Raw genomic sequence first — 12,151 nt, 5'->3', positions numbered from 1 at the left:
CGGGGGATGCCGTGTAGTACGGCTCTTCGCTTCCCCGTGTTCAGCCGCCTCTCACTCTTTTCTCAGGTCAGGGGTACCGGATCCGGTGGCAGAGGGCCGGAATGGCGCCGTCTGCCAGCTTCGGCAGTACCCCGGGCAGCTCCTCGAACACGCTTTCCCCCGTGATGAGCGCGTCGAGCGCGGGATCGGCGAGCAGTTCCAGCGCGAGGGCGAGCCGGTCGGCGTAACTGCGGCCGGCCCGGGCCGGGGAGACGGTGCCGACCTGGCTGCCGCGGATCGTCAGCCGCCGGGAGTGGAAGGCCTCGCCGAGCGGGAGGCTCACCTTCCGGTCGCCGTACCAGCTCAGTTCGACGACGGTGCCCTCGGTGGCGAGGAGTTCCAGGGCGCGGGCCAGGCCCTGTTCGCTGGCGCTGGCGTGGACGACGAGGTCGCGTTCGCCGGTGGCGTCCGCGGGCAGCGCGAAGTCGACGCCGAGGGCCTGGGCGGTCCTGGCGCGGGCGGGGTCGGCGTCGACGAGCTGGACGCGGACGCCGGGGAAGCGGGCCAGCAGGGCGGCGACCGAGCAGCCGACCATGCCGCCGCCGACGACGGAGATCCGGTCGCCGATCATCGGCGCCGCGTCCCACAGGGCGTTGACGGCGGTCTCGACGGTGCCGGCGAGGACGGCGCGTTCGGCGGGCACGGTGTCGGGGACGACGGTGACGGCGCCGGCCGGGACGACGTACCGGGTCTGGTGCGGGTACAGGCAGAAGACCGTACGGCCGACGAGCTCCTGCGGGCCCTCCTCCACCTCGCCCACGTTGAGGTAGCCGTACTTCACGGGGGCGGGGAAGTCGCCCTCCTGGAAGGGCGCGCGCATGACGGCGTACTGGCTCTGCGGCACCCCGCCGCGGAAGACGAGTGTCTCCGTGCCCCGGCTGACCCCGGAGAACAGGGACCGCACGAGCACCTCACCCTCCCCGGGCTCCGGCAGCGGCACCTCCCGTATCTCTCCGTGACCCGGACGGCCGAGCCAGAACGCGCGGGCGAGGCGCTTCATCGGCTTCCTCCTGAACGATCGGGAAGTGGTTCACGTACCGAGGTGTGCACAGGCCGCGCACAGTACGCGGCGTTGATCGACTCTGTCACATGGCCGGAGGGTGTGCGGTGGCCCTGAACAACACTTACGACGCGAGGCTGGTCCAGCAGGAGACCGCTGTGGGAGCGGGTCTGCAGATCCTGTTGCTGGCCCTGCTCGGCACGGCGATCGGCATGGGGCCGGCGGGCTGGGTGACCGGCCTCGTCTTCGCCGTCGCCACCTGGGCGGTGCTCTCCAGGGCCCTGCACCGCACCCGACCGCGGTCGTTCGGCCCGGCCAACCGGGTGACCCTGGGCCGGGCGACGCTGGTGGGCGGGGTGACGGCGCTGGTGGCGGACTCCTTCGAGAGCTCGCCGCCGGTCACCGTCTTCGTCGGCCTCACGGCCGTGGCGCTGATCCTGGACGGCGTGGACGGCAAGGTGGCCCGGGCCACCGGCACGTCGACGCCGCTGGGAGCCCGCTTCGACATGGAGGTCGACGCGTTCCTGATCCTGGTGCTGAGCGTGTACGTGTCGATGACCCTGGGCCCGTGGGTGCTGCTGATCGGCGCGATGCGCTACGCGTTCGTCGCCGCGGCCCGCGTGTGGCCGTGGCTGAACGCGCCGCTGCCGCCGAGCACGGCCCGCAAGACGGTCGCCGCGCTGCAGGGGGTCTGCCTCCTGCTGGCCGCCTCCCGCTATCTGCCGTACACGGCCTCGCTCGCGGTGGTCGTGCTGGCGCTGGGCTCGCTGGTGTGGTCCTTCGGCCGGGACGTCCTGTGGCTGCGCCGCACCTCCCGGGTCCGGGAGGGCGAGGTCGAGGAGATGCTGGACGGCCTGGCGGCGGTGAAGGAGCCGGTGGCGTCCTGAACGGCGTCAGCCCTCCAGGGAGTAGCGGTACACGGACGACTCCCGGACCGTGAACCCCAGCCGTTCGTAGAGCCGGTTCGCCGCCTCGCGGCCGGGCCGCGAGGTGAGATCCACGGTCCGCGCCCCCGCCTCCCGGGCCAGCCGCAGCGCCTGGCGCATGAGCAGCCCGGCGACTCCGTGACCGCGGGCCGCCGCGTCCACGACGACGTCCTCGATCCGGGCCCGCAGCCCGGACGGCACCGGGAACATCACCAGGGTGAGCGTGCCGACGACGACGCCGTCGGCCCGGGCGACGAGCACCGTGTTCGCGTCGAGGGCCAGGACACGGCCGAGGGCCGCCCGGTCGAGGGGCGCGGCGGACCGCGACAGCTGCGGCAGCAACCGGCCGAAGGCGTCGACGAGTTCCGGGTCTGCTTCCTTGACGGTCTGCACCTCGATGTCCATGGCGTGGACCCTATCGGCGCGGCAGGAGCACGGCCGCCGCGGCCGGTACGGCGGCCGCCAGCAGCGAGGTGGCCGCCGGGGGCAGTGCGCTGTCGAGGAGGGTGCCCGTGGCCGCGCCGCCGGCCAGGACGACCAGGCCGGCGAGCGAGGACAGCGCGCCCGTGTACAGGCCGAGGCGGCCGTCGTCCGCGAGGTCGGGCAGCCAGGCGCGGGTGGCGGGGGCGACGAGCATCTGGCCGAGGGTGAGCAGGATGACGAACCCGGCGCCGTGACGAGGCCCCCTCCCGTCGCCATCAGTGTGAAACCGGCCGCGATCAGCAGCAGGCCGCCCGTCAGGCACCGGCGCGGGGTGAGGCGGGCCGCCGCCCAGCGGGTGACGGGGAGTTGGGCGGTGACGACCAGCAGGGACGAGCAGCTGGTTGTAGGCGAGCAGGTGGGCGCCGTAGGCGCAACACAGCCCCAGGAAACGGGTGTTGCGTACGAGGAGCACCAACCCGCCCCTCACACGTGTGCGTTCGCGCCCCGGTATGTGCTGGGGCAGCAGCCGGGCGTGTCCGGCGAGGACGAGCCCGAAGATCCCCGCACCCGCCAGGCACACCCACGCGGAAATCCACCGCCAGCAGCACCGCCCCCAGCAGCGGACCCGCGAACGCCCCCGCCTGCCCGGCGACGGTGAACAGCGCCGGCACCCGGGTCCGCGGCCCGCCGCCCGTCTCCTCCAGTGCCACCGCCTGCCGGGCGACCTCCGGCTCCACGGCGGGCGAGAACAGCGCCGCCGCGAACCCGACGAGCAGCACCGCCCCGATGACGGCCCAGGTGGAGCGCGCGTACCCGAGCCAGGCGAACCCGGCGATCCGCAGCGCGCACCCGGCGAGGACGACGGGCCGGATGCCGTAGCGGTCGGCGAGCATCCCGCCCACCACGAACAGCCCCTGCTGGCTGAAGGTCCGCAGCCCGAGGACGAACCCGACCAGCCACCCGGCCATGCCGATCGCGCCCTCCAGATGCTCGGAGAGGAACGGCAGGACGGCGAAGAAGCCGACGTCGAAGGTGAGTTGGCTGAGGACGAGCAGCCGCAGCAAAGGGGTGAGGCGGGTGCGGTGTGCCGTCGCCGAGGCGGTCGTCATACGACGGCCACCGCCCGCCCGCGTCGCCGTCGCACTCCCCCACCCAGGCTCACCGCCAGCGCGCCGAGCAGGGCGAGGACGGCGGCCGGGGCGAGGACGGCCCAGGGTGCCCGCTCGGCGTAGGGCTGGTTCTCGGCGAGGAGCAGACCCCACTCCGGTGACGGCGGCTGGGCGCCCAGGCCGAGGAAGGCGAGCGAGGCGAGCGCGAGGGCGATGCCGGGCAGGCGCAGCAGGGCGTGGCGGACGACCGGGGGCAGCACGGCGGGCAGCAGTTCGTGGCGCAGGAGGTGACCGCGGCCGGCGCCCAGGCCCCGGGTGGCGGTCAGGTGGAGCGCGGCGCGCTCCTGCCGCAGCAGCGCGGAGGTGTGGGCGGCCAGCGGCGCCCAGGCGACAACGGCCACGGCGAGTACGGGGGTTGCGGGGCCGTTGCCCGCGACAGCGGTGACGAGGAGGGCGCCGAGGACCGGTGGCAGGGCGTTGACCGTGTCGGCGAGCGGCCCGGACACCCGCGGTACGAGCCCCAGCAGGACGCCCGCCACCAGCGCCGCCGTCCCGATCGCGAGGGCGAGCAGGAGGGTGTCGAGGGCGCCGTGTGCCACCCGGGCCAGCAGATCCCGGCCGAGGGCGTCGGTGCCGAACGGGCGGGCCCAGGAAGGGGGTTGCAGGCGCCGGGCGGTGTCCAGGGCGAGCGGGTCGCGGGGCAGGCCGAGCGCGACGACGGCGAGCAGGAGGCCGCCGTACAGGAAGGGCCGTCCCCGGGCGGGCGGGGTCGGCCGGTGCAGGGACGGCAGGGCGCCGTCGGGCAGGGCGGGGCCGATCAGCAGGCGGGCCGCGAGCCGTGCGGCGGCCGTCGCGGCGGCGGCGAGCAGGAGGAGGACGAGGGTGCATGCCTGCAGGACGGGCAGGTCCTGGGCGAGGGCGGACCGGAGGGCGGTGCGGCCGAGGCCGGGGATGTCGAAGATCTGCTCCACGGCGACGGAGCCGCCGGTCAGCCCGACCGCGAACAGGCCGGCGTTCGGCAGCAGTCCGGGCAGGCAGCGGCGCACGGCATGGCGGGCGATGCGCCGAGGGGGCAGCCCGCGTGCGGCGGCGGCCAGCGCCCAGGGCTCGGCGAACGCGCCGGGCAGCAGGTCGTCGAGGAGCCGCCCGAGCACGGCTCCGGCGGGCAGTCCGAGCGCGAGCGCGGGCAGCACGGCCCAGCGGGGGCCGTACCAGCCGAGGGCGGGCAGCCAGCCCCACCGCACGCCCACGACGGTGGCGAGCACGGAGGCGGTGAGGAACTCGGGCAGGGCGGCGATCACGGCGGACGCGGTACCGGCCCTGAAGCGGGACCGCCGCTGGGCCACAAGGCCGGCGACCGGTCGTCGCGGGCCGTCTTCCCGCGTCCGCGCCGGCCACCCGGCGACACGGGCGCGTCGCCCGCCGCACCGGCGCAGGAGACGAACGAGCCGTGGGTCGTCGCCGATCGCGTGCCGGCGCAGCGTCGGGGCGCACACCAGGGCCGCCGTGGCGACGGCGGCGGTGAGGGACACCGCCATCAGCAGCAGGGACACGCCGAGCGCCTGGAGCACGGTGGGCGTCACCTCCGCACCGGAGATCCACGACCGCCCCATGTCGCCGCGCGCCAGCCCGCCGGCCCACTGCGCGAGCAGCCTCAACGGACCCACGTCAAGCCCGAGTTGGCCCCTGACGTCGGCGAGTACGTCGGGTGTGGCCGCACGGTCGGCCGAGCGGGCCCTGAGGACGGTGAGCGCCGGGTCGGTGCGCGAGAGCCAGGGCAGCAGGCCGACCCCGCACACGACGGTGGCGGCGAGCCCGGCGCGCCACAGCAGCGTGCCAAGGGTGTCTCTCATGTCAGCGGTGCGTCCCCATCCCGACGAGGGTGCGCTCGTACGGGTCGAGGAGCGCGCCGCGGACCGTGGCGGCGACGCCGGTGACCAGCCGCTGGTGGACCAGCGGGACGACGGCGTCGGTGGCGAGGACCGCCGCCTCGGCGGCCAGCGCGGCCCGCTGCCGCCCGGCGGTGTCGGCGGTGCCCTCGGCGCGGGCGACGGCCCGGTCGACGGCCGGGTCGCACAGCCGGGCCAGGTTGTAGCCGCCGTCGCAGGTGAAGTCGCTCGCCAGGACGGCGACCGGATCGCCGGTGTCGACGAGGGTGTTGCGGGCGAGGACGAAGGCGTCGAACCGTCCGGCCAGCGCGTCGCCCTCCAGCCGCGAGTACTCCCGCACGACCAGCCGTACGGTGAACCCCGCCCGCTCCAGCTGCTGCTTCAACACCTGCGCCACCTCGGGCAGTTCGGGCCGGTTGTCGTACGTGGCGAGGGTGATCCGCGTGCCGCCGGGCGCCGTGGCCCGGGCCCGCCCGGCCGGCTCCCGCCGCCCGCTCCCGGCCCAGGTGACGGCCGGCCCGTAGATGCCGTGACCGGCGTCGGCGTACCCCTCGTACACGCCCTCGGCGAGCACGGACGCGTCGACGGCCCGGCGGGCGGCGGCCCTCAGCCCGGGGTCCTTCATGGGCCCGGTGCGGGAGTTGAGGAGCAGGCTGGTGGTGCGGGTCGTGGCGGTCTCCCGGCGGGTGGCCTTGTCGAGGGTGGCGGCCTGCGCGACGGGGATCGCCTCGGCGAGGTCGACCTGCCCGGTGCGCAGGGCGGCCGCGCGGGCGGTGCCGTCGGCGACGAACGTCACGTCGATGCCGGGGGATCGCGCGAGGCCGCCCCAGTGGTCGTCGTAGCGGTCGAGGCGGGCGGAGGCGGTGCCGGTGACCTGGGTGAGCTCGAACGGCCCGGTGGCGGTGCCGACCGGATCGACGCGCCCGCCCTTCCCTCCGTACGCCTTCTTGGAGAAGACGGCGAGGCTGGGGCTGGACAGCCGCAACGGCAGGACGGGATCGGCCTGAAGGGTGTCGATCCGCACGGTCCTCGTGCCCTCCGCCCTGGCCGTGAGGCGCACGCCGGAGAGCGCGGCGGGGGCGGGCCTGGCCCGGGTGGCGTGGGTCAGGGCGGCGGCGACCGCGGCCGGGGTGACGGCGGTGCCGTCCTGGAAGGTGGCCTCGCGCAGGGTGAACAGCCAGGTGCGGTCGTCCGCGCGCCGCCAGGACGCGGCGAGCGCGGGGGTCGCGGCGCCGTTGCCGTCCAGGGCGGTCAGGCCCTCGGTGACGCCGAGCCGGCTGAGGAGGGTGGCGTCGTCGCCGTACGGGGACAGCCCCTCCGCGGGCGGAAAGGCGAGGGCGACGCGCAGCCGGGACCCGGAGCGGGTGGTGTCGCCACCGGACGCGTCCGGGGAGACGAAGCACCCGACGAGGCCCGGCGCGAGCGCCAGGGCGAGCAGCGGACGGAGGCGGCGCACGGCGGTTACCGCCCCATCGGTATCTCGAAGTGCACGATCCCCTGACCGCCGGGGTCCTCGCGCTCGTCGTGCACGGCCTTCCCGAGCGACCGCCAGAACGCCTCGGCACCCGCGACCGCCGGATCGGTGTGCAGATAGACGGCCTCGTATCCCCCGTCGGCGACCGCGAACGCGACCAGTTCCCCGACGAGCCGCCGCGCGAGCCCCCGCCTGCGGTGCCCGGGCCGGACGTAGACGCGCCGCAGCTGCGCGGTCCGCCCGGACGGGTAACGCGCGGCGAGGTGCCGGGGGTTGGGCGGATGGGCGGGCCCGCGCGAGTCGAGGGCGGCGGTGGCCACGACGTCACCGCCGGCCGGATCGAGCGCCACGAGAAGCGTGTGCCGCGGCGGCGCCAGATAGGCGCCGCCCGGATCGATCACGTCACCGTGCCAACGGGGCACGTACCCCGTACCGAAGTCCCGGTACAGGGTGTCGAGCATGACGGCCCGAGCACCACCGAGGTCGTCCGGGCCCGCGGCCCTGATGCAGTAGTCACGCACTTGCACATCATATGCATTTAACGTGTCATGCGGCCCGCCTCCCCCGCTCCCGGTGCGCCCGGACGATCTCCGCGTACCGGTGGCCGCTGCCCTTGATCGTGCGGGCCTGTGTGCGGTAGTCGACGTGGACCAGGCCGAACCGCTTGTCGTAGCCGTACGCCCACTCGAAGTTGTCCAGCAGCGACCAGGCGAAGTAGCCGGCCAGCGGGGCGCCCTTGCGGGTGGCGGAGGCGCAGGCGGCCAGGTGGTCGATCAGGTACTGCTGGCGTTCCGGGTCGTCGATCGTTCCGTCGGGGCGTACGACGTCGGGGTAGGCGGAGCCGTTCTCCGTGATGTACAGGCGGCGGACGCCGTACTCCTCGGTCAGGCGCAGCAGGAGCGTCTCGATGCCGCTCGGGTCGACCTCCCAGTCCATGCCGGTGCGCGGGACGCCCACGCGGCGCACCGCGCGGACGTGGGGCGCGGGGGCGGAGGGGTCGTCGGCGACCGTGGCCGGCATGTAGTAGTTCAGGCCGAGCCAGTCCAGGGGGGCGGCGATGGTCGCCAGGTCGCCGTCACGCTCGGGGAGTTCGACGCCGTACACCTCCCGCATGTCGGCCGGGAAGCCGCGGCCGTGCACCGGGTCCAGCCACCAGCGGTTGACGTGACCGTCCATGCGGCGGGCGGCCCGCACGTCCTCGTCGCGGTCGGTGGCCGCGTGGACCGTGGAGAGGTTGGTGACGAGCCCCACCTGGGCGGTGCCGGAGGCGGCGCGGATCGCCTGCGCCGCGAGGCCGTGGCCGAGGAGCAGGTGGTAGGAGGCGCGTACGGCGGCGGTGAGGTCGGTCAGGCCGGGGGCCATCCGCCCCTCCAGGTGGCCGATCCACGCCGAGCAGAGCGGCTCGTTGAGCGTGGCCCAGTGGTGCACCCGGTCGCCGAGGCGTTCGGCCACGACGGAGGCGTACTCGGCGAACGCGAGGGCGGTCTGCCGCTCCGGCCAGCCGCCGCGGTCCTGCAGGACCTGGGGCAGGTCCCAGTGGTAGAGGGTGACGGACGGGGTGATGTCCGCCGCCAGCAGGCCGTCGATCAACTCGTCGTAGAAGGCGAGGCCCTTGGGGTTCACCGGCCCGTCGCCGCCCGGCAGCACGCGGGGCCAGGCGATCGACAACCGGTAGGCGTTCACGCCCAGTCGGCGCATCAGGCCGATGTCCTCACGCCAGCGGTGGTAGTGGTCGCAGGCCACGTCGCCGTGGTCGTTGCCGTCGACCTTGCCGGGGGTGTGCGAGAAGGTGTCCCAGATCGACGGGGAGCGGCCGTCCTCGGCGACGGCTCCCTCGATCTGGTACGCCGATGTGGCCGTGCCCCACAGGAAGTCGGGCGGGAACGCGGCGAGGTCGATGCGGTCGGACACGGAAGTCCCTTCGGTATCAGCGGAGTCGGTCACTTGACGGCACCGGCCGTCAGCCCGGCGACGAGGTAGCGCTGCAGCAGCAGGAAGCCGGCGACCACGGGCACGCTGACGACGAGCGAGGCGGCCATGATCTGGTTCCAGTACACGTCGTTGAGGGTGGAGTAGCCCTGGAGGCCGACGGCGAGGGTGCGGGTGGTGTCGTTGGTCATGACGGACGCGAACAGGACCTCGCCCCAGGCGGTCATGAAGGCGTAGACGGCGACCGCGACGATGCCCGGGATCGCGGCCGGTACGACCACCCGCAGCAGCGCGCCGAGCGGGCCGCAGCCGTCCACCAGGGCGGCCTCGTCCAGGTCTCTCGGCACGGAGTCGAAGTACCCGATCAGCATCCAGATCGAGAACGGCAGGGAGAAGGTGAGGTAGGTCAGGATCAGTCCGCCGCGCGAGCCGAACAGGGCGATGCCGGTGGCGTTGCCGATGTTGACGTAGAGCAGGAACAGCGGGAGCAGGAAGAGGATGCCCGGGAACATCTGCGTGGACAGCACGGTGACGGTGAAGACGCGCTTGCCGCGGAAGTCGTAGCGGCTGACGGCGTACGCGGCGAAGACCGCGACCACCACCGAGCACACGGTCGCCGAGACGGCCACGACCAGCGAGTTCACGAAGTACCTCGCCAGCGGGACGGTCGACCAGATGTCGATGTACGGCCGGATCGTCAGACCGCTGGGCAGCCAGCGGAACTTGCCCGTGACGTCGGCGAGCGGCTTCAGCGAGCTGGAGACCATCACGTACACCGGCACCAGCACGAAGCCGGTGAGCAGGGTGAGGAAGACCCGCCGGGACCACAGGAAGGAACTCGGCGGCGCCATGGGCGACTTAGACATCGGCGGTCCTCCGTCCGCGCGAGGTGAGCACCAGGTACACGCCCGTGACGAGGAGCAGGAACAGCAGCAGGAGCACGGACATCGCGGATCCGGTGCCGAAGTTCCAGGTGACGAAGGAGGCTTGGTAGATGTGGACCGAGATGAGGTCCGCGGCCTCCGGAGCCGACTTGCCGAACAGGACGTACGGCGTGTTGAAGTCGTTGAACGTCCACAGGAACAGCACCAGGACCAGGACCTGGTTGACCGGGCGCAGGGACGGCAGGGTGATGCGGCGCAGCTGCTGCCACAGGCCGGCGCCGTCGAGGGCGGCGGCCTCGTACAGCTCCCGGGGGATGTTCTGGAGTCCGGCCATGACGATGAGGAAGGCGAACGGCCAGCCCTTCCACACGGACACGGTCAGCAGGGCGTAGAAGCTGTTGTCGCCGATCAGCCAGAAGGACGGTTTGCCGGTGAGGTGCAGCTGGTCGTGCAGGACGTGGTTCACCAGGCCGTTGTCGTGCTGGAACATGAACACCCAGGTGATGACGGCCGCGTAGACGGGCAGGGCGTACGGCACCAGGAACAGCGCGCGCAGCAGGCCGCGGCCGCGGAAGGTGTCCTGCATGTAGACGGCCGCCGCGGTGCCGATCAGCCAGCACAGGCCGACCGAGAGCAGGGTGAAGCCGACGGTGACGAAGAAGGAGTGCAGCAGGGCCTCGCCGACGGGGGCGTCGAAGTCCACCGACACGCGGTAGTTGTCGAAGCCGGCCCAGGGCGCGGTGCCCCAGTCGCGGATGTAGAACTGGGTGAGCTCCTTGAAGCTCATCACGATGCCGATGACCATCGGCACCAGGTGGACCAGGAGTTCCAGCAGCAGGGCGGGCAGCAGGAGCAGGTACGGCAGGCCGACGCGGCGGATCCGCCCGGTGCGGCGGCGCCGTGGCCGCGCCGCCGCACCGGGGGAACTCCCCCTCAGTGGCTCCTCGAGGGTCGTGGTGGTCATCGTGCTCACTTCGCCGGCATCTGCTGCTGGGCCTTCTCCAGCGCGGACTTCACCGAGTCGGTGGTGATCGCGCGTCCGGCGGCCGCGTCGGCGAACAGGCTCTTGACGGCCGTGCCGACCGCGGTCTCGAACTGCGACTCGTCGGCGACCTGCGGCAGCGCGGCGGCGCTGGTGGCGAGGGTCTGCTTGAGGACGGCGTTGGCGGGGGTGTTGAAGGCCGCGTCCTGCTGCGCGGACTTGACCGGCGGGATGGAGCTGTACGCCGTGTTGAGGATCTTCTGTTCGGCGTCGCTGGTCATGAACTTCACGAACTTCGTGGCGCCGTCGAGGTTGTCGGTGTTCTTGAAGACGGCGAGGTTGATGCCCGCCACCATCGAGTTGACCTGGGTGCCGGTGCCCGGGGTGCCGGACTGCACGGGCACGGGCGCGATGCCGTACGCGCTCTCGTCCATGCCCTGCGACTTGAGGTTGGCGGAGGCGGACTGCCACAGCAGCATCGCCTGCCTGCCCTTGGCGAAGTCGCTCACCGACTGGTTCTGGGCGTACTCGGCGTCGCCGGTCGGGATGACCTTGTCCTTGGCCATCAGGTCGACGTACTGCTTGACCGCGTCGACCACCTTGGGGTTGGTGAAGTCGGGCTTGCCGTCGGCGGTGAAGAAGTCGCCGCCGTGCTGCTTGGCGAAGACGAAGACGTGGTGGATGTTCTCCGAGAGGTTCGAACCCTCCGCGCCCAGCGGTGACTTGCCCTTCGCGGCGATCTTCTTGCCGTCGGCCACCAGCTCGTCCCAGGTGGCCGGGGGCTTGGAGATGCCGGCGTCGGCGAAGATCTGCTTGTTGTAGTAGAGGGCGTAGGCCATCGAGTACAGCGGGACGGCGGCCGGGTCCTTGTCCGTGGCGCCGGTCGAGCCGAGGGCGGAGTCGACGAAGCGGTCCTTGCCGCCGATCTTGGCGAAGTTCTTCGCGTCCCACGGCAGCAGCGCGCCGGTGGCCTGCAGGGAGGCGCTCCAGGTGTTGCCGATGTTCAGCACGTCCGGGCCCTGGCCGGAGGTGGTCGCGGTGAGGATGCGGTTGAGCAGGTCGGACCAGGGGACGACCTCCAGCTTCACCTTGATGCCGGTCTGCTTCTCGAACTTGTCGAGTTCGGGCTGGAGGACCTTCTTGTCGATGGCGATGCTGGCGCCCTGGTTGGAGGCCCAGTAGGTGAGCGTCTTGGGGGAGTCGTCGGACCCGCCCGTGGACGAACCGCCTCCGCAGGCCGAGGCGGCAAGGGCGAGTGACATGGTGACGGCGCCTACGGCCGCGGCTCGGATGCTGCGCATGGCTCCCGGTGTCCCTTCGGGGATTGCACTCATGGCTTAATTTAGGACGTGAGTTAAACCTCAAGGGATGAGCGCGTCAAGAGGTTGGGCAACCCTTGGGCAATCCGGTCGCAGCTCTTGACGCGCACGTTCGGGCAGTTGAAGCATGCACCGCCAAGAGAGCGCTCCCAGACCCCCGCCTCGTTCACTTCCTGA

At 72.9% G+C, this 12,151-nt stretch carries 10 protein-coding genes and 1 pseudogene; 1 reads left to right on the top strand and 10 read right to left on the bottom strand.

The annotated features are described in order from the left end of the window. Nucleotides 1-67: 67 nt before the first annotated feature. Nucleotides 68-1,039, bottom strand: a complete 972-nt coding sequence (locus ACYF6T_RS09585) for a zinc-dependent alcohol dehydrogenase (RefSeq protein WP_461695113.1) — start codon at nt 1,037-1,039, stop codon at nt 68-70. A gap of 107 nt (nt 1,040-1,146) precedes the next feature. On the opposite strand from ACYF6T_RS09585, the gene ACYF6T_RS09580 reads away from it, so the two are divergent. After that, nucleotides 1,147-1,926: a CDP-alcohol phosphatidyltransferase family protein gene (locus ACYF6T_RS09580; protein WP_461695111.1), complete on the top strand. Its 780-nt coding sequence runs from the start codon at nt 1,147-1,149 to the stop codon at nt 1,924-1,926. Nucleotides 1,927-1,932: 6 nt separating this feature from the next. On the opposite strand, the gene ACYF6T_RS09575 is transcribed toward ACYF6T_RS09580, so the two are convergent. The 9 genes and pseudogenes from ACYF6T_RS09575 to ACYF6T_RS09535 form a co-directional block, all read right to left on the bottom strand. Next, entirely contained in the window at nt 1,933-2,370 is a 438-nt protein-coding gene (locus ACYF6T_RS09575) for a GNAT family N-acetyltransferase (protein WP_461695109.1), read from the bottom strand. 10 nt (nt 2,371-2,380) lie between these two features. Further along, nucleotides 2,381-3,497 (bottom strand): annotated as a pseudogene (locus ACYF6T_RS09570) (MFS transporter). Beyond that, a complete protein-coding gene (locus ACYF6T_RS09565; protein ID WP_461695107.1) occupies nt 3,494-5,350 on the bottom strand; it encodes an ABC transporter permease subunit in 1,857 nt (618 codons plus the stop codon). Before ACYF6T_RS09565 ends, ACYF6T_RS09570 begins: the two are co-directional and overlap by 4 nt. 1 nt (nt 5,351) lies before the next feature. Then, the gene (locus ACYF6T_RS09560) at nt 5,352-6,842 is read right to left on the bottom strand and encodes an ABC transporter substrate-binding protein (protein ID WP_461695106.1); all 1,491 of its coding nucleotides are present in this window, start codon (nt 6,840-6,842) and stop codon (nt 5,352-5,354) included. 5 nt (nt 6,843-6,847) lie between these two features. Continuing rightward, nucleotides 6,848-7,381 carry a GNAT family N-acetyltransferase gene (locus ACYF6T_RS09555; RefSeq protein ID WP_461695104.1) on the bottom strand — a complete coding sequence of 178 codons (534 nt, stop codon included), beginning with the start codon at nt 7,379-7,381 and terminating at the stop codon, nt 6,848-6,850. Between the two features lie 25 nt (nt 7,382-7,406). Continuing rightward, nucleotides 7,407-8,771, bottom strand: a complete 1,365-nt coding sequence (locus ACYF6T_RS09550; protein ID WP_461695102.1) for a GH1 family beta-glucosidase — start codon at nt 8,769-8,771, stop codon at nt 7,407-7,409. Between the two features lie 29 nt (nt 8,772-8,800). Then, nucleotides 8,801-9,640, bottom strand: coding sequence for a carbohydrate ABC transporter permease (locus tag ACYF6T_RS09545; RefSeq protein ID WP_461695187.1), 840 nt, complete (start codon nt 9,638-9,640; stop codon nt 8,801-8,803). A gap of 7 nt (nt 9,641-9,647) precedes the next feature. Further along, complete coding sequence (locus tag ACYF6T_RS09540) at nt 9,648-10,637, bottom strand: carbohydrate ABC transporter permease (protein WP_461695101.1); 990 nt, start codon at nt 10,635-10,637, stop codon at nt 9,648-9,650. 5 nt (nt 10,638-10,642) lie between these two features. Beyond that, complete coding sequence (locus ACYF6T_RS09535; protein ID WP_461695100.1) at nt 10,643-11,956, bottom strand: ABC transporter substrate-binding protein; 1,314 nt, start codon at nt 11,954-11,956, stop codon at nt 10,643-10,645. Between the last annotated feature and the right edge of the window lie 195 nt (nt 11,957-12,151).

It is taken from the genome of Streptomyces sp. 7R007, from assembly GCF_054850255.1.
Note: the sequence above shows the minus strand (reverse complement) of the source record. Positions and strands in the feature narration are given on the sequence as shown.

Bases quoted from the DNA above. Each gene is read 5' to 3' on its own strand.
- ACYF6T_RS09585 (WP_461695113.1), bottom strand. From the start codon at position 1,039: ATGAAGCGCCTCGCCCGCGCGTTCTGGCTCGGCCGTCCGGGTCACGGA.
- ACYF6T_RS09545 (WP_461695187.1), bottom strand. From the start codon at position 9,640: ATGGCGCCGCCGAGTTCCTTCCTGTGGTCCCGGCGGGTCTTCCTCACC.
- ACYF6T_RS09540 (WP_461695101.1), bottom strand. From the start codon at position 10,637: ATGACCACCACGACCCTCGAGGAGCCACTGAGGGGGAGTTCCCCCGGT.
- ACYF6T_RS09565 (WP_461695107.1), bottom strand. From the start codon at position 5,350: ATGAGAGACACCCTTGGCACGCTGCTGTGGCGCGCCGGGCTCGCCGCC.
- ACYF6T_RS09535 (WP_461695100.1), bottom strand. From the start codon at position 11,956: ATGCGCAGCATCCGAGCCGCGGCCGTAGGCGCCGTCACCATGTCACTC.
- ACYF6T_RS09575 (WP_461695109.1), bottom strand. From the start codon at position 2,370: ATGGACATCGAGGTGCAGACCGTCAAGGAAGCAGACCCGGAACTCGTC.